Annotated in this window: 16 protein-coding genes and 1 pseudogene; 7 read left to right on the plus strand and 10 right to left on the minus strand. The window is 74.0% G+C overall.

The window, feature by feature from the left end:
* Positions 1-22: 22 nt before the first annotated feature.
* The 4 genes from ABGB16_RS16510 (at position 23) to ABGB16_RS16525 (ending at position 4,358) form a co-directional block, all read left to right on the plus strand.
* The gene (locus ABGB16_RS16510; protein ID WP_347668943.1) at positions 23-787 is read left to right on the plus strand and encodes an HAD-IA family hydrolase; all 765 of its coding nucleotides are present in this window, start codon (positions 23-25) and stop codon (positions 785-787) included.
* A 285-nt stretch (positions 788-1,072) separates the two neighbouring features.
* Positions 1,073-1,810 carry a tryptophan 2,3-dioxygenase family protein gene (locus ABGB16_RS16515; protein ID WP_347668944.1) on the plus strand — a complete coding sequence of 246 codons (738 nt, stop codon included), beginning with the start codon at positions 1,073-1,075 and terminating at the stop codon, positions 1,808-1,810.
* A 335-nt stretch (positions 1,811-2,145) separates the two neighbouring features.
* Positions 2,146-3,333, plus strand: coding sequence for an aminotransferase class V-fold PLP-dependent enzyme (locus ABGB16_RS16520; RefSeq protein ID WP_347668945.1), 1,188 nt, complete (start codon positions 2,146-2,148; stop codon positions 3,331-3,333).
* Positions 3,330-4,358: a methyltransferase gene (locus ABGB16_RS16525; RefSeq protein ID WP_347668946.1), complete on the plus strand. Its 1,029-nt coding sequence runs from the start codon at positions 3,330-3,332 to the stop codon at positions 4,356-4,358. Before ABGB16_RS16520 ends, ABGB16_RS16525 begins: the two co-directional genes overlap by 4 nt.
* Positions 4,359-4,469: 111 nt before the next feature.
* On the opposite strand, the gene ABGB16_RS16530 is transcribed toward ABGB16_RS16525, so the two are convergent.
* The 3 genes from ABGB16_RS16530 to ABGB16_RS16540 form a co-directional block, all read right to left on the minus strand.
* A complete protein-coding gene (locus ABGB16_RS16530; RefSeq protein ID WP_347668947.1) occupies positions 4,470-5,525 on the minus strand; it encodes a cytochrome P450 in 1,056 nt (351 codons plus the stop codon).
* A 617-nt stretch (positions 5,526-6,142) separates the two neighbouring features.
* Positions 6,143-6,475: a putative quinol monooxygenase gene (locus ABGB16_RS16535; protein WP_347668948.1), complete on the minus strand. Its 333-nt coding sequence runs from the start codon at positions 6,473-6,475 to the stop codon at positions 6,143-6,145.
* A gap of 119 nt (positions 6,476-6,594) precedes the next feature.
* Positions 6,595-6,936, minus strand: a complete 342-nt coding sequence (locus ABGB16_RS16540) for an MmcQ/YjbR family DNA-binding protein (RefSeq protein WP_347668949.1) — start codon at positions 6,934-6,936, stop codon at positions 6,595-6,597.
* Positions 6,937-7,113: 177 nt separating this feature from the next.
* Here ABGB16_RS16540 and ABGB16_RS16545 point away from each other — a divergent pair, with 177 nt between their 5' ends.
* A complete protein-coding gene (locus tag ABGB16_RS16545; protein WP_347668950.1) occupies positions 7,114-7,977 on the plus strand; it encodes a hypothetical protein in 864 nt (287 codons plus the stop codon).
* 237 nt (positions 7,978-8,214) lie between these two features.
* On the opposite strand, the gene ABGB16_RS16550 is transcribed toward ABGB16_RS16545, so the two are convergent.
* The 4 genes from ABGB16_RS16550 to ABGB16_RS16565 all read right to left on the minus strand — a co-directional run bounded on the left by ABGB16_RS16550 (position 8,215) and on the right by ABGB16_RS16565 (position 10,741).
* Positions 8,215-8,532, minus strand: coding sequence for an STAS domain-containing protein (locus ABGB16_RS16550; RefSeq protein ID WP_347668951.1), 318 nt, complete (start codon positions 8,530-8,532; stop codon positions 8,215-8,217).
* A complete protein-coding gene (locus ABGB16_RS16555) occupies positions 8,529-8,954 on the minus strand; it encodes an ATP-binding protein (RefSeq protein WP_347668952.1) in 426 nt (141 codons plus the stop codon). Before ABGB16_RS16555 ends, ABGB16_RS16550 begins: the two co-directional genes overlap by 4 nt.
* Before the next feature lie 99 nt (positions 8,955-9,053).
* Complete coding sequence (locus ABGB16_RS16560) at positions 9,054-9,932, minus strand: DMT family transporter (protein ID WP_347668953.1); 879 nt, start codon at positions 9,930-9,932, stop codon at positions 9,054-9,056.
* Between the two features lie 155 nt (positions 9,933-10,087).
* The gene (locus ABGB16_RS16565) at positions 10,088-10,741 is read right to left on the minus strand and encodes a phosphatase PAP2 family protein (RefSeq protein ID WP_347668954.1); all 654 of its coding nucleotides are present in this window, start codon (positions 10,739-10,741) and stop codon (positions 10,088-10,090) included.
* A 210-nt stretch (positions 10,742-10,951) separates the two neighbouring features.
* On the opposite strand from ABGB16_RS16565, the gene ABGB16_RS16570 reads away from it, so the two are divergent.
* Together ABGB16_RS16570 and ABGB16_RS16575 are read left to right on the plus strand one after the other, a co-directional pair.
* On the plus strand, positions 10,952-13,576 hold the full coding sequence (locus ABGB16_RS16570; RefSeq protein WP_347668955.1) for a wax ester/triacylglycerol synthase domain-containing protein: 2,625 nt from the start codon (positions 10,952-10,954) through the stop codon (positions 13,574-13,576).
* Positions 13,567-14,316, plus strand: coding sequence for an SDR family NAD(P)-dependent oxidoreductase (locus ABGB16_RS16575; RefSeq protein ID WP_347668956.1), 750 nt, complete (start codon positions 13,567-13,569; stop codon positions 14,314-14,316). Before ABGB16_RS16570 ends, ABGB16_RS16575 begins: the two co-directional genes overlap by 10 nt.
* A 27-nt stretch (positions 14,317-14,343) precedes the next feature.
* Here ABGB16_RS16575 and hpnH read toward each other — a convergent pair whose 3' ends face one another.
* From hpnH to ABGB16_RS16590, 3 genes and pseudogenes are all read right to left on the minus strand, one after another.
* Positions 14,344-15,348 (minus strand): adenosyl-hopene transferase HpnH, encoded by a 1,005-nt coding sequence (hpnH, locus tag ABGB16_RS16580; RefSeq protein WP_347668957.1) that lies wholly within the window; start codon positions 15,346-15,348, stop codon positions 14,344-14,346.
* Positions 15,345-16,304 (minus strand): 4-hydroxy-3-methylbut-2-enyl diphosphate reductase, encoded by a 960-nt coding sequence (ispH, locus tag ABGB16_RS16585; protein ID WP_347668986.1) that lies wholly within the window; start codon positions 16,302-16,304, stop codon positions 15,345-15,347. Before ispH ends, hpnH begins: the two co-directional genes overlap by 4 nt.
* Positions 16,305-16,355: 51 nt before the next feature.
* A pseudogene (locus ABGB16_RS16590) lies at positions 16,356-16,856 on the minus strand (hypothetical protein); the annotation flags it as partial.
* Position 16,857: the final 1 nt, after the last annotated feature.

A 16,857-nucleotide genomic window follows, 5' to 3' on the forward strand; every position in this document is an offset into this window, starting at 1 on the left:
GGCGGTCGGTAGGGTGCACGGCGTGCCGGATCATGCCGAATCACCCCGTCCGATTGCCCGCGGTGCCGTGGAGGACGCGACCCGGGCGTCGCGCCGGCCCGTCGAGGCCGCGCTGTTCGACTTCCACGGCACGCTCGCCCAGGTCGAGGAGCCGCACGAGTGGGTGCTCGCGGCGGCGCGGGCGTGCGGGGTGACCCTGGAGCGGGTCCGGGCCACGGCGCTGGCCGACCGGCTGCTGACCGCGGGCCGGGCGGGCGGGCCGCTGCCGGCCCGGGTGCCGCCGGCGCTGGCCGAGCTGTGGGCCGACCGGGATCTGTACCCGCACGCGCACCGGGGCGCGTACACGGGGCTGGCCGAGACGGTGGACGCCGGCATCGACGGTCTCGCCGACGCGCTGTACGAGCGGCTGCTGGTGCCGGACGGGTGGGTGCCGTACCCGGACACCGCGGCGACCCTGACGGCGCTGCGGCGGGGCGGGGTGAAGGTGGCGGTGGTGAGCAACATCGGCTTCGACATCCGGCCGCTGTTCGCCGCCTGGGGGCTCGACGGGCTGGTCGACGCCTACGCCCTGTCGTACGAGGTGGGGCGGTGCAAGCCGGACCCGGCGATCTTCTGGCGGGCGTGCGGGATGCTCGGGGTGGATCCGGAGCGGGCGCTGATGGTCGGCGACACGGCCGCCGACGCCGGCGCGGTGCGGGCCGGCTGCGCGGTGCTGGTGCTGCCGGAGGCCGAGCCGGGCCGGGCGAACGGGCTGGGGTCGGTGCTCGACCTGGCGCTGGACGGCTGAGCCGCCGCACGCCGGGCGCGGGTTCCGCCGCCGCTCGCGTCCGCGGCGCCGCAGGAGTGGCACTGTTCACGCCACCATTGACCAATGTTTGTTAATGTGCTAACGAACGCCCCATTCGTGTGTAAGAAAAGCGACGAGAAGGGTCCCTTCCCCCCAGTTTGGACAGGGATAACATGGGCGTGACTTATTGCCGAGCGTCGTTGGATAATGGCCCGCCGCGATGATCCTCGCTGACATCGCGGGTCGGGTTCAGCTCCCTCGACACTCACCGAAAGGGACAATTCCGTGAAGCGGGACTACTCACCTGTGCTGCCGGGCAACGGCGATACGGACTACGCGCGATACATGCGCACGGACGAGTTGCTCGACCTGCAACGGCGCCCGGAGGACATGATTCACCGGGACGAACTGCTCTTTCAGGTGGTGCACCAGTCCGCTGAGCTGTGGCTCAAGCTCGCGGCGGCCGACCTGGCCCAGGCGACCGCCCACGTCGAGACCGACGAACTGTCCGCGGCCGAACTGATGCTGACCCGGGCGACGCTCGGGGTACGGTTCCTCACCGACCAGCTGGAGATGTTCCGGTACCTGAACCCGGTCGACTTCCAGTCCATGCAGCCCGCGTTCGGCAACGGCTCCGGCGCCGAGTCGCCCGGCTGGAAGCAGGTCCAGACCGTGAGCCGAGGGCTCGGCCGGGCGTTCGCCGACCTGCTCGCCGCGCGCCAGGTGGATCTCGCGAAGCTCTACCTCGGCGACCCGGCGGACCCCGTCTACCGGCTGGCGGAGGCGATGACGGAGTGGGACGAGCGGGTCGTGTTCTGGCGGGAGCGCCACTACAAGGTCGCCCTCCGCATCGGTGGGCACGCGCCCGCGGGGGTCAAGGACAGCAAGGCGAACATGCTCGCCAAGCTGATGGAGTACCGGTTCTTCCCGGAACTGTGGCAGGTCCGCGTAGGCCTCGGCCGCACCTCGGAGGGCGGTCTTCCCGGCGAAGAAATCAGCACCCCCGAGGTTCGCGAACCGTAGGGCACGGCACCGTCCGGCTTGACGACATCTTCATGAATTCAGGTACGGCCGGTGCGCGAACTGACGACGCGGCTGTCGGGCACGGCTGATCCCGACATTTTTCCCCACGCGGCCGGGGTGGTGGAGTTCCACCGGACCGACAGATATTTGCGCCGGCAGGGCACTCCTCGCCCTGTCGGACGGGATCCGGGCGCACGTCGGCCCGGACGGGCCGGGCGCCGCGGCCGGCCCGTCCGGGTTGCCGCGCCGGTTCCTCGACGTCGTGCTCGACAAACGGGACGCCGGCCACCGTCCCTGCCCGTCGTTCCCACCCATGTGACTGGAGGCTGCCCCGCGTGAGCGCACCCGACCTGGAATCCACCGCCGACGTGGCCCGGCCGCTCGACGCCGGCCCGCACGCCGCGTTGCGCGCCCAGTTCCCCCTGCTGGAAAGCTGCGTCTACCTCAACAGCAACTCCACGGGCGCGGTGCCCCGGGACGTGGAGCACGTCCTGGCCCGCTACTGGGAGACTCTGCGCACCTGGCGGGACGACGTCTGGCAGGGCTGGCTCGAGGGCCTCGCCCGGTACGCCGACTCCGTGGCCGCGCTGATCGGCGCACCCCCGGGCAGCGTGGTCACCGACGCGAACCTGAGCACCCTGCTGGCGCGGGTCGCCTCCTGCTTCGACTACCGCCCGCCCCGCAACCGGGTCGTCACCACCGACCTGGAGTTCCCGACCGTGCCGTTCATCTGGAACGCGTTCCGCCGCTACGGCTCCCACCTCGACGTGGTCCGCTCCGGTGGGCCGCGGTTCGACGAGGACGCCCTCGAACGGCACATCGACGAGCGGACCCTGCTGGTGTGCGTGCCGCACGCCAGCTACAGCTCCGGGGCCACCCTGGACCTGGCGCGCCTGGTCCGACGCGCCCACGACGTCGGTGCCCTGGTGGTCGTGGACGCCTTCCAGACCGTCGGGGTGATGCCGCTGGACGTGACCGCGCTCGGCGTCGACATCGTCCTCGGCGGGTCGCACAAGTGGCTGTGCGGGGTCGGCACCGCCTTCCTCTACGTGCGCCCCGACCTGGTGGGCGACCTGCAGCCGGCGGCGACGGGCTGGCAGGCCGGCGACCGGGCGATGACGTTCCAGCCGTCGACGGGCTGGGCGGCCGGGGCCCAGCGGTTCGCCGGCGGCACGCCGTACCCGCTGACCTCGCTGGCCTCCCAGGTCGGCCTGGACCTGCTGGCGGGCGTCGGCATGCCGGCGATCCGGGCGCACTCGCTGGCCTGCACCCAGCGGGTCATCGACCGGGCCGAGGCGGCCGGCATCGGCGTGGTCAGCCCGACCGAGCCGCACCGGCGCGGCGGCGTGGTGTGCCTGGACGTCCCCGACGGGGAGACGGTCAAGAAGCGGCTGGCCGAGCGGAACCTGATCTGCAGCTGGCGCGGCTACCTGCGGGTCGGCCCGCACGTCTACAACACCCTCGAAGAGATCGACGAGTTCATGGACGCGCTGGAACGCCAGCGGCGAGGGAGCGACCGATGAGCGTCACCCTGTCCCCCCGGGCGCTGATGAGCCTGCTCGTCAACGGGCCCAAGGCCGTGGACGTGCTGGAGACCGCGCTCGCCGTCGGGCTGCTCGACGCCCTCGAGGCGGGGCCGGGCCGCCTCGGCGAGCTGGCCGAGCGCCTCGGGGCACGGCCGTTGCGGCTGTACAAGTTCCTCGACTGCCTGGAGACCCTCGGCGTCGTCGAGCGCGACGAGCCCGGCGACGACATCGCGCAGGCGGTGTACCGGGCCGTACCCGGGCTGAAGGAGGCGGTGCTGGCCGTCGTCGGGCCGGAGGCGATCGAGCGCGACCGGGACCGGTACCCGTGGCGGCGGCTGCACGGCCGGCTGGCCGAGAGCCTGCGCGGCGAGGTCAGCATGACCGAGGACGACTTCGTGTGGCCGCCGAAGACCGACGAGCAGACCGCCGCGTTCGAGCGCAGCATGTCAGCGGGCGTCGGGCCGGCCGTCGAGACGATCCACCGGCACGCCGACCGGCTGTGGTCGGGCCGGCGGCGGTTCCTCGACGTGGGCGGCGGCGACGGCACGCTGGCCGCGCGGGTCCTCGACGACGTCCCGGACCTACGCGCCGACGTGTACAACCTGCCGGCCGTGGCTCCGCTGGTGGAGCAGACGAGGGCCCGGTGCGGGCACCCGGACCGGCTGGGGTTCGTCGGCGGGGACTTCTTCGCCGGGCCGCTGCCGTCCGGGTACGACGCGCTGGCGTTCGTCCGGGTCCTGCACGACTGGCCGAACGACGTCGCCCGGCGGCTGGTCGAGAAGGCGTACGCGGCGCTCGAACCGGGCGGGCTGCTGCTGATCTGCGAGGAGTTCCGCACCCCGGACCGCCTCGCGATCCAGTTCTTCTGGAGCTACTTCCTCGTCGGCGTCGACAGCGCCTTCAGTCGGCTGCGGGAGGCGGAATGGTACACCGGCCTGCTCAAGGAGGTGGGCTTCGAGCGCATCGAGGTGCTGCCGGGCGGGTGGGAGCTGGTCACGGCGTACAAGCCGACGACGACGTGACCCGGGACGGCCCGCCCGCCGACGGCCCTCCCATGGCCTACCGGTCCGGGTCCGCGGCGCGGGCCGTCACCGCGCCCAACTCGGCGACGGCGGCCGGGTGCGCAAGAACGGTTACCAGACGACGGGCAGGTGGCGAAGGCCGCGAAAGAGAGCACCGCCGGCGTCCTGTGGGGTGAAGCCGTCGGCGAGGCGCAGGCCCGGCATCCGATCGAGCAGCCGCTCCAAAATCGAGGTGATCTCGATCTGGGACAGCTCGCTGCCCAGGCACAGGTGGATGCCATGCCCGAACGCGAAATGCTTGCGGGAATTCCCCCTGTGCAAGTCGAATTCAGCCGCGTCGGATCCGAATTCCGTCTCGTCAAGGTTCGCCGATTCGAGGCTGATGACGACGCGGCTGCCGGCCGGCACGGCGACCCCGTCGATGGTGGTGTCGGCGACCGCTTTGCGCATGACCCACTGAATCGCGGTGCAATGGCGCAGGCCCTCGTTCCGGGCCGACGCGATGAGCGAGCCATCGGCCAGGAGTTCTTCCCACCGAGCCCGCTGGACGAGCAGCTGGTAGACGGTCCACCCGATGGTGTACGCGGTACTTTCCAGGCCAGCCACAACGACCTGGAAGGTGTGGAACGCGACCTCGCGGTCGGTGAGCCCGCGGCCGTTGTCCTCGGCCGTGACGAGCCGGGTCAGGATGTCGTCTGCTTTGGCCGGCTGGGTGCGGCGAGCAATGGCCAGCCGGGTCAGATATTCCTCGAGCTCGGTCCACGCGGGAATGGCGAAGATGTCGCCCGGGACGTGCGCTGACAAGTCCAGACACAGGCGGGACACATATGACCAGTCAGCCTCGGGGATGCCGACGAGGCGACCGATGACTGAGGACGTGAGCGGCATGGCAAGGTCGGTGACTATGTCCGCCGGTCCACCGGCCGGAAGCCGGTCGATAAGCGCATCCGCAAGTTCGCCGATCCAGGGCAGGGCGTTCACCATCGCCTTTCGCTGGAACGCCGGACGCAGGACGCCACGCAGGAACGTGTGCTCAGGCGGGTCGCTCTGCGAGATGAGGGATGGAACGGCCTCGCTGCCAGTGTGCAGGATGAAGTTCCCCGCGCTGCTCAAAGACGCATGGTCGAGCAGCGCCTGCCGGGTCGCCTCATGGGTGGTGACCAGCATCAGTCCGGGAGCCATCTCGGACACTGGGCAACCGGTGGCTCGGTTGGCGGCGAGACCAGCTCGCGCGTGTACGGACGTGTCATCGGTCAGAGGATTATACGTTTCGGTGACCATCGCAGCTCCAACCGAGAGGACGGGTAACCCAGAAATGGCGCTGGGGACGGGGTTCATAGGTGACGCAGGAGGCACGATCGCTGTTGATCCAGGGATGGATCGTAAATTCCGACGCATCGTCCGTCAACTGTCTGTCGCGCGTCGATCATGGATTTGTGGCACCTGACAAAGTGGGGCGTTCACCGTGTTTTCTGGCACCACAACCGCATGATCGGCAAGAGCGAACCCGGTCAATGCTGGCGGACGCCGCACCAGCCGGACGGGTCAGCCGTCGAACCGCTCCCAGACAAAAAATCGAGTCGCGAAGCGGACGTGGCGCCGACCGATGGGGGCACCCGATGCAGTGAAGAAACTGCAGCAGAAATGCGCTCTGCGGCGCACGCTCCTGTTCTGCGTCGAGTCCGTCGTACTGGACTGTCGGGTCGGCTGACCGTGCGGAGCGACCGCCGGTCCATGTCCGCCGCTCGACCGCGCCCGCCCGGGATCCCGGACGGCTGCGGCTCTTACCGGTCCCCGGGGACGGCCATCTCCCCCAGCAGCGACCAGCCGTCCTGCGGAATCGTGACGGTGACGATCCGGGGCGTCTCGGCGAGGTGGGGCGGCAGCGTCCGCTGCGCCTTCCTGAAGTGCTCGGACCGCACGTGCGCCGCCCCGGCGTCCCCGTCGCGGAACGCCTCCACCAGGACGTACTCGGTCGGATCGTCGACGCTGCGGGCCCAGTCGAACCACAGGCAGCCGGGCTCGCTGCGGGTCGCCCGGGTGAACTCGTCGGCGACGGCGGGCCACCGTTCGGCGTGCTCGGGCAGCACCCGGAACTTGGCGGTGATGAAGATCATCTGGTCTCCTCGGCTCTGACGCGCGGGCTACGACTGGGCCCGCCGTGCCGGTCGGGAACGACTCGGGCCCGGCCGCCCACCATATAGGCGCTGGTGGACGCGAGGGCCGGCCGACGCCGTCAGGCGCCCAGCCGCTGCCGTGCCACGAACTTGGGCACGACCATCCGCCACGCCTCGGTCACCAGTTCCGTCATGTGGTCGTGGTCGAGCGGGTCGAGGTGACAGCAGACCCAGTTGAAGCGCAGGTCGGACGTGGGAGGCAGGAAGAACAGGTCCGGCTCGCCGGCGATCAGCGCGTCCCGTTCCTCCTTCGGATACCCGAAGCCCATCGTCGTCTCGTCGCGGGAGAACGCGACGTACACGATGGAGCCGACCCGGAACTTCACCCGGTCGCGGATGAGGTGCTCGGTGCTGCGGGGCAGCGTCCGTGCCAGGGCCCGTACGTCCGCGACCGTCACCATGCCAGCGACCGTAACGGCGGCGGGTCCCGCCGTCGACCCCGCCGCGCCGGGTTCGGGTCTGACCGCTGCTGCGGCCGGATCCGCCGTTCCCGGTGGGCCCGGGCTGCTGTTTCGGGCGACGGCGCCACGGGTAGGTCGGGCCGGGGAAATACTTCGATAGCCGTGGAGGCCGTTCCCATGAAGGACAATTTCACGAACGCGGTGGGCGACGCCGTCCGCTCGGTGCTGCTGTTCCTGCCCAAGGCGGTCGCGTTCCTCGCGATCCTGCTGGTCGGTTGGCTGATCGCCAAGGCCGTGCTCAGGGTCGTCGACAAGGTGCTCGAGCGGGTGCACTTCGACCGGGCGGTCGAGCGTGGCGGCATCAAGACCGCCCTGGCCCGATCCCGTTACGACGCCAGCGACATCGTCGCCAGGCTGGCCTACTACGCGGTCCTGCTGGTCACCCTGCAGCTCGCCTTCGGCATCTGGGGCCCGAACCCGGTGTCCGACCTGATCCACGGCGTCGTCGCGTGGCTGCCCAGGGCGTTCGTCGCGATCGTCATCGTCGTGGTCGCCGCCGCCATCGCCAGGGCGGTCAGGGACGTCATCTCCAGCGCCCTCGGCGGCCTCTCCTACGGCCGGGTCCTCGCCACCGGGGCCTCGGTGTTCGTCCTCGGCCTGGGCGTCATCGCCGCCCTCAACCAGATCGGCGTGGCCACCACGGTCACCACCCCGGTGCTCATCGCCGTGCTCGCCACCGTCGGCGGCATCCTCGTCGTCGGCGTCGGCGGCGGCCTCGTCCGCCCCATGCAGAGCCGCTGGGAGGGCTGGCTCGCCCGCGCCGAGGAGGAGTCGCAGGCCATCGCCAGCCACGCCCGCGCCTACGCCGCCGGCCGCCGCGACGCCGACGCCGCGATGACGGCCAGGCCGCCGGCCCAGCCCGTCGCCGGCGACCCCGGGTCGGCCGTGCCGCAGGCCCGGCCCGCCGCCGACGAGTCGGTGGCGGCAAGCGACGAGGCCACCATGGTCATCCCGCCGGTCCGCCGCGGCGACTACCGCTGACCGGGCGGCGCACGGCGACGACCGCCGGCCGGCGGTGGGGCGGGATCCGACCTGCGGGGACGATCCCGCCCCCGTCGGCGTGGCCGGGGCCGGGTCACCGCGCCGTCTCTCCAGCAGGCTCGCCGACCGCCACCCGTCGCCGTCGAGAGCACTCGTGCGGTGACCCACGCTTGGCGGAGTCGTGTCGATCCTGGGGGCGGGACAGGGGCCGGCGACTCGTCCGGGCCGGCCGCGGGGTCAGGCGGCCGTGCCGGCGGTCAGCACCTCGAACACCCCGATGACCTGCATCGTCCTGCGCGTGACGCCGCGCGGGTTGGTGGCCTGGAACGCGACGCCGCTGCTGTTCGCGGCCGTGCGGGCGTCCAGCAGCGCGCCGATGCCCGTGGAGTCGCAGAAGGTGACCCCGGCGAGGTCGACGACCAACCGCCCGGGCCGGCCCGCCGTGATCGCCTGCGCCACGCTGTCGTACAGCGTCTCGACCGTGGCCAGGTCCAGCTCGCCGGCGAGGACCAACCGCACCGCCCCGTCGGCGTCGACGTGCCGGGCGACCTTCACCGCCGCTCCCCCCTCGCGCTGCCCGGCGAACGCACGGGCCTGCCGGGGTACGGGCGCAACTCGACCCAGACCCGCTTGCCGCCCTCGTGATCGTGCACGCCCCACCGCGCCGACAGGGCCTCGATCACCGCGATGCCCCGCCCCCCGACGCCATCGGGGTCACGGCGACGGGGCACGACCGAGGAGCCGTCCGCGACCGAGAGCACGACCCTCCCCTCGTGGGCCTCGGCGGTGAACTCCACGCAACCGCCCCCGTGGCGTACCGCGTTGGTGACGAGCTCGCTGGTCACCACCGCCGCGGCGTCGAGCCACTCCTCGTCCCGGAAACCCCAGCCCTCGAGCAGGGCGGTCACCGCCCGACGTGCCGCACCGGGCGCGTGTATGCCGAGGGGCAGGTCGAGGTGGGCGGTCAGCTCGCTCATGGCCGACGAGATCCTGTTCTGCTGGCGGGTACTGACGGCCGCGAGTCCGCGATGCCATCGACGCGGTGGGACACTACCCGTCCGGCCACGTGGAGAAACCTACCCGTCGGTGGCGAGGGGCGCCCGCCGGGCGAGCAGGAAGACCGCGACGGCCACGACCGCGAGCCCGAGCACCTGGCCCACCGCGGGCCCGGCGCCGGTCATGATCCGCTCGTCCAGCCAGAGCAGCCCGACCGCGATGGACACCAACGGGTCGGTGACGGTGATGGTCGCCAGGGCGGGCGCGCCCATCGGGCCGGCCTGGTAGGCGTTCTGGCTCAGCAGCACGCCGAACGGGCCGAGCACGGCGATGGCGTAGGTCTGCCACTGCCCGAACACCGACAGTGGGCTCGCCGCGAGGTGGAAGCCGAGGCTGCTGATCAGCCCGGCCGTCACGCCGTAGCAGACGCCGGCCGCGAGGGCCAGCGGCAGCGGGCGCCACCGGCGCTCCAGCCGCACCGCGGCCAGCAGGCACAGCCCCACCGAGATCACCACCGCGACGCCGAGCAGCAGGGCCGAGCCGACGGAGCCGAACCCCTGCCCCTGACCGCGGGTGGGCCGCGTGGCCGCCAGGAAGGCGGCGAGCCCGAGCAGGCACAGCGTCGACTCCAGCAGCAGCGGCGGGTCGGGCCGGTGGTGCTCGGCTGCGGCGAGCACCAGGACGTACCAGATCAGCCCGGTCACCAGCAGCGGCTGCACCAGGATGAGCGGCACCAGGCTCAGGGCCGCGACCTGCAGGGCGAACGCCGCCGCGGCCAGCACGACCGACCAACGCCAGATCGACACGCGGAACAGCCGCACCAGCAGCCGCGGCTGCCCGGCCCGTTCCTCGGGCACCTGGCGGGAGGCGCGGTACTGCAGCACCGAGCACGTGCCGAACGCGGCGGCGGCGGCGAGGGCGAGCGGCGCGCCGGCCGCCAACTGTCCCGTGTCGCTCACCGGTGCACCGCCAGGATGCCCCGTCCTTCAGGGCGGGGCGGAATGGCGGGCGCCTCGTCAACCACGATCGTCCCGGCGGCCATACCGTCTCCTTGCGGTGTCGCGTGCGGGCCGGGCCTACCCGGCCCGACCGGGGGTAAACGCCGGTCGGCGCTTCAGGGCGGTCGCCGGTCGAGGCGGCGCGGCAGCGGGAGGGTGCGCCACGGCAGCCGCAGGAGCAGCCGCGCGATCAGCAGCCCCAGCAGGTATCCGCCGATGCTGTCGGTGAGCCAGTGGTAGCTCAGGTACGTGGCGCCGGTGAAGGCCAGCGGGCCGGGCAGCCACTGCAGCAGGCGGCGCGGCGCCGCCGCCAGATACGGTGCGAGCAGCACCGCCAGCACCGTGTGGTAGACGACGGCGTTGCTCACGTGCCCGGACGGGTAGTACTCCTCCCAGCCGTCGCCGTACATGCCCGCCGACCCGTGGTGCGGGGCGCCCCGGGACGTCCACCGCTTCAGGCCGACGATCAGCAGCGTGCTCACGATCGGAGCCAGGCCGGCCAGGACGATCGGGCGCACGGTGCGGTGCCGCCAGGCCAGCCAGCCGGAGACCAGCACGGTGACCGTGGTGAGCGGTCCGCCCTGACCGAACCCGTCGAGGATGCGCATCACCACGTACACCGGCGGCGGGCGGTGCGCGTCGCACCAGTCCCGCACGGCGATGTCCAGGCGCAGCAGCGGCGGCGACCAGGCCAGCGCCGCGGTGAGCGCGGCGAACGCGGCGACCAGCAGGGCGTCGAACCACCAGCCGGCCGGGACGGGCGTCAGCACGGGTACGCCGAGCGGGCGGGGCCGCGGGGGTCGCGCCCGCCGCGCCCCTGGTCGCCCCGTTGCCATGACGCCTCCCGGCAGTGCCGCCCGGCGGGCACCTAATGTCCGAAGATATCCCATCTATCCGTAAAGAAGTCGTTAAGCTGGTGAACGCCCTGGAGGGGCGACTCCCGGCGTCCCTCCCCCACCCACCGCCTGGGAGCGCCCGAGATGCCAGCGACCCCCGCGCCACCCCCGGCCGCCCGGCCGGGGTCCCGCGGGAGCCACCGGGAGGAGGCGCGGCCGGGGGCGCCGGGCGGGGGCGCCGAGCCGCTGCCCCGGCGGGTGCTGGTCGTCTCGGCCGACATCGGCGGCGGGCACGACGCCACGGGGCGGGCGCTGGCCGAACGCGCCCGCACGCTGTGGCCGGGCAGCCGGGTGGGCTGGGTGGACACCCTCGACGTCATGGGCCCGGGGGTCGGCCGGCTGTTCCGGCGCACCTACGTCACCAACGTCGACGCGACGCCCTGGCTGTACGAGTTCTTCTGGGCGTCGATCTGGCGGTACCCCTGGTTCGCGACCGCCTCCAAGTGGTTCACCGGCGCCTGGGCCGGCCGGGGACTGGCACCGGTGGTCGAGGCGTTCGACCCGGATCTGATCGTCTCCACGTACCCGTTGGGCAGCGCCGGGTTGGCCTGGCTGCGCCGGCGTCGCGGCCTCGGCGTACCGCTCGGGGCGTGGGTCTGCGACTTCGCGCCGCACCCGTCCTGGGTCTACTCCGAGCTGGACCTGGACGTGCTGGTCCATCCGGCGGCGCTGCCGGTGGCGGCGGTCGCGGCGCCCGGCGCGCGGCTGGGGGTGGCGGCGCCCCCGGTGCTCGACCGGTTCCGTCCCGGCGACCGGGCCGAGGCCGCCGGGCGCTGCGGTCTCGACCCGACCCGGCCGGCGGTGGTGGTCGCCTGCGGCTCGTACGGCTTCGGTCACGTGGAGGAGGCCATCGGCGCGCTCGTCGGCATCGGGGACGCGGTGCAGGTGGTGGCCGTGTGCGGGCGCAACGAGCGGCTGGTGGCGCGGCTGGCGGCGCTGGACGTTCCGCCCGGCCGGCTGCAGGTCCGGCACTGGGTCGACGACATGCCCACCCTGCTGCGGGCCGCCAGCCTGGTGGTGACCAACGCGGGCGGAGCCACGGCGCTCGAGGCGTGGGCCACCGGGACGCCGATCGTGATGTACCGGCCGATCGCCGCGCACGGCGTGGCCAACGCGGCGCTGATGAGCGCGGCCGGGCTGGCCGAGACGGCCCGCAGCCCGCAGGCCCTCGTCGCCTGCGTCCGCAGCCAGCTCTTCGGCCGGCGGCCCCCGGTCGCGCCCGCGTCCCATCCGCGCCTGCCGGACCTCGGGCTGCCCGCGCTGGCCGCCGCACGGTCCCCGGCGGCCGACGACGCGGGCGCGGAACCTCGCCGGACGGCCGCCCGGCCGGCCAGCTGGCCGCTGCGACCGCAGGACGCGTTCTTCCTGCACGTGCAGTCGGACACGGTCGCCCAGCAGATCGGCACGGTCATGGAGCTCGGGCCCCGGCCGGACGGCCGCCCGGTCGACGCGGCCGACCTCACGGCGTTGCTGGCCCGGCGGCTGCCCGTGATCGCCAGCCTGCGCCGCCGCCTGGTCGACCGGGGGCGGTGGCGGCGGCCCGGCTGGGTGCTCGAGCGGTACGTCGATCCCGCCGAGCACGTCGAGGAGGTCCGGGTCGCACCGGGCGACGACGGCGGCGCCGCGCTGGACCGGTTCTGGTCCGAACCGCTGGCCGTCGACCGGCCGCCCTGGCGGATGCTCCTGGTCGGCGGCCTTCCCGGCGGGCGGACCCGGGTGGCCGTCAAACTGCACCACTGCCTCGGCGACGGGCTGGCCGCGATCGGCGTCCTGACCCGGCTGCTGGACCGTCCGGACGTCGCCGGGCCGGCGGCGCCCGCCGGGACGGGACGCGGGCCGGTGGCCGGGACCGGTCCGGTACCCGTCGCCGCCGCGCCGCGGGGCGGGCCGCCGCTGCGGCTCGGCCTGGTCGCGCGCGGCCTGGCCCGCCTGGCCACGCAGGGGCCGGCGCCGGCCACCGGTTTCAACCGTCCGCTGCGCTCGCCGCGCCGCCGGCTGGTCACCGCGACCCTGCCGGCCGCCGAGGTGCTCCGCGCGGCGCGGGCCTGCCGGGCGCACGCCAGCGAGCTGATGCTCGCCCTCACCGCCGGGGCGCTGGACGTCCTCGACCCCCACGGGGCGCCGCCGCGGCTGCGGGCGATGTTCGCCGTCTCCGACAACCCGCGACAGCGGGCGCCCACCCAGGGCAACTGGACGGGTGCGGTCACCCTCGACCTCCCGCTGGGGCGGTTCCCGGCGCGGGGCCGGGTCGCGGCCGTCCAGCAGTCGCTGCGCGCCGCGCTGGGCAGCGGCGAGGCCGAGGCGGCCGGCGTGGTGATGCGGGCGATGGGCGCGCTGCCCGCGCCGCTGCACCGGGCGCTGGCCCGGCGTGTCTACACCGACCGGCACCTCAACGTCGTCGTCTCCTACGTGTCGACGCCGTGGCAGTCGCGGCTGCTCGCCGGCGCCCCGCTGCTGGGGGCCACGCCGGTCGTCGCGCTCGCCCGGGGCGTACCCGTCGGGGTGGGGGTGCTGCGGTGCGGGGACAACATCGATGTCGGGGTGCTGCTGGACGACCCGCTCGCCGAGGCCGGCGCGGCGTTCGTCGACGCGGTGCGCGCCGGGCTCGCCGAGCTGCTCGACGGCGCCCCCGGGGGCGCGGCGGCGGACGGCGAACCCGCCCGGCGGCGGAGGGGCCCGGTCCCGCCGGGGGTGTCGCGGTGCGCCTGACCGGCGCGGTGGTCCTGGTCACCGGCGCGTCGTCGGGCATCGGGGCGGCCGTGGTGCGACGGCTCGCCCGCGCGGGCAGCCAGGTCGTGGCGGCCGGCCGGGACCGGGAGGGCCTGGCCCGGCTGGCCGCCGAGACCGGCGCCGCCACGCTGCTGACCGACCTGGCCCGGCCCGGCGCGGGGCGGGACCTGGCCGAGCGCGTCCTGGCCCGGCACACCCGGGTGGACGTCCTGGTCAACAACGCCGGCGTCGGCTGGGCCGGCCCGTTCGGCGGTATGGCCGACGCGGTCGCCGACGAACTGCTCGCGGTGAACCTGCGCGCGCCGATCGAGCTGACCCGGGCGGTGCTGCCCGGGATGTGCCACCGGGGCGGTCACCTCGTGTTCGTGGGCTCGATCGCCGGCCGGCTCGGGGTGGGCGGCGAGGCCGTCTACGCGGCCGGCAAGGCCGGCCTCGACGTCTTCGCGCAGAGCCTGCGGCTGGAGCTGGCCCGTCGCCGGGTCGGCGTCAGCGTGGTGGTTCCCGGGGTGGTCGACACGCCGTTCTTCGCCCGCCGGGGACAACCGTACCGGCGCCGCCGGCCCCGTCCGCTGCCGCCGGAGCGGGTGGCCGACGCGCTGGCCGACGCGATCGTGCGGGACCGGGCCGAGGTCTACGTGCCGGGCTGGTTGCGCCTGCCGGTGGCGGTGCGGGCGCTGCTGCCGGGGGCGTACCGGCGCCTGGCCGCCCGGTTCGGCTGACGGCGGCGTCCCGGGCACGGCGGGGAGTCAGGTGTCGCGCGCCGCCCGCAGCGACTGGCGCAGCGAGGACATGGTCGCCAGCACGGCCGTCGGCTCGTACCCGCAGTGCGCCATGCAGTTCGCGCAGCGCGCGTCCCGGCCGCGGCCGTAGCTGTCCCAGTCGGTCGAGTCCAGCAGCTCGCGGTAGCTGGCCGCGTACCCGTCGGCCATCAGGTAGCAGGGCCGCTGCCAGCCCAGCAGGGAGTACGACGGGATCGCCCAGGCGGTGCAGGGGAAGTCGACCTTCCCCTCGAGGAAGTCCAGGAACAGCGGCGAGTGGTTGAGCCGCCAGCGGCGGCGCCGGCCCCCGGCGAACGCCTTGCGGAACAGCTCCCGCGTCTCCGTGACGCCGAGGAAGTGCTCCTGGTCCGGCGCCTTCTCGTAGGCGTACGCCGGGGAGAGCATCATCTCGTCCACCCGCAGCTCGTCGTTGAGGTAGTTGAGCACCTCGATCACGGTCTGCGGGGTGTCGGTGTTGAAGAAGGTGGTGTTGGTGGTGACCCGGAAGCCGCGCCGCTTGGCCTCCCGTACGGCGGCCACCGCCGCGTCGAAGACGCCGTCCTTGCACACCGCCGCGTCGTGCCGCTCCCGCAGGCCGTCGATGTGCACGGTGAACGCGAAGTACGGCGACGGGCGGAACTTGTCGATGTGCTTCGGCAGCAGGACGGCGTTGGTGCACAGGAAGACGAACTTCCTGCGCCGCACCAGCTCGGCGACGAGGGTGTGGATCTCCGGGTGCATGAGCGGCTCGCCGCCGGCGATGGAGACCATCGGCGACCCGCACTCCTGTACGGCAGCCAGGGCCTGCGCCACCGGCATCCGGCGCTTGAGCAGGTGCGCCGGCTGTTGGATCTTGCCGCAGCCCGCGCACTTCAGGTTGCAGGCGAACAGCGGCTCCAGCTCCAGCAGCAGCGGGAACCGCGTCCGGCCGCGCATCTTCTGTGCCACCAGGTAGCTCGCGATCCGCAGGCTCTGGCGCAGCGGCATGCTCATGGCTGCCGTACCTCCTTCGGAAGGGTGAAAGCGACGTCCTCGACGGTCGTGGTGTGCTCGCTCACCTCCCTCGCCCCGAGCGCGCCGAGCACGGCGACGACCTCGTCGACCAGCGCGGGCGGCGCCGAGGCCCCGGCGGAGACCCCGATCGTGGTGGCGCCGGCCAGCCAGCGCAGGTCCACCCGGCTCACGTCGTCGACCAGGTACGCCCGCGCGCCGGCCCGCTCGGCGACCTCCACCAGCCGCCGGGAGTTCGAGGAGTTGTCGGAGCCGAGCACCAGGACGACGTCGGCGCGCCCGGCGACCTCGGTGACGGCGCGCTGCCGGTTGGTGGTGGCGTAGCAGATGTCGTCCGAGCCGGGGCCGGCCAGGTCCGGGAACCGGCGGCGCAGCGCCTCGACGATCCCCGCCGCCTCGTCCGTGGCCAGGGTCGTCTGCACCAGGTACGACACCCGATCCGGGTCGTCGACCTGCACCGTCTCGGCCGCGGCCGGGTCGGACACCAGGCGGATCCGCCCAGGTGCCTCGCCGAGCGTGCCGTCGGTCTCCTCGTGACCGGGGTGCCCGATCAGCAGGACGGTGTCGCCCCGGCCGGCGAACCGGCGCGCCTCGGCGTGGACCTTCGTCACCAGCGGGCAGGTGGCGTCGATCACCGGCAGCCCGCGGTCGGCGGCCTCCCGGCGTACCGCGGGTGCCACGCCGTGCGCGGAGAAGACGGTGAGGGCCCCGTCCGGAACCTCGTCGAGGTCGTCGACGAAGACCGCGCCGCGGGCCCGCAGGTCGGCCACGACCCGGGCGTTGTGCACGATCTGCTTGCGGACGTACACCGGGGGGCCGTGGCGGTCCAGGGCCTGCTCCACCACCGCGATCGCCCGCTCGACCCCCGCGCAGAAGGACCGGGGCGAGGCCAGCAGGACCCGCCGCAGGCCGCTGCCTGCCGCCGCCCACTCGGTCAGCGCCGCCGCGACGACCGGCAGCACCGCCAGCGCGGCGCGGACCCGGCGCAGCGTCGCCGGCCGGTACAGCGGCCCGGCGGCGGTGTCGGCGACCACGCGTACGCAGGCCGTGGGCCGGTCGGCGCACCCGGCCAGCAGCCAGGCCGACTCGCAGTCGGCGACCAGCGCCCCGGTCGCGGCCAGCCGGGCCCGGGTCGCGCCGTCGACCAGCCGGTCGGTGCTGAGCACGGGGCCGACGTGCACCCGCAGCCCGCGGCGGCGCAGGGCGGCGGCGAGCACGGCGGCGTCCGGCATCCGGACCGCACCCGCGGGGCTGTCGGGGGCCAGTGGGTCGGCGCGCACCTCGCTGGCCACCACGACGTCGCCGGACGCCAGCCCGGGGGCCAGCCCGCCGCCGATGCCGGCGACGGCGACCGGGGTGCCGTCGCCCGGCCGGTGGGCGGCGGCGGACCGGGCGCGGCGCGGCCCGACGCCGGTGCGCCGCAGCGCCGGCCGGCCGCGCGGATCGTGGTCGGCCAGTCCGCGCCGCAGCGCCGACGCCTCCGAGCGCATC

The sequence above is a fragment of the Micromonospora sp. B11E3 genome, assembly GCF_039871625.1.
Classification (GTDB): Bacteria; Actinomycetota; Actinomycetes; order Mycobacteriales; family Micromonosporaceae; genus Micromonospora.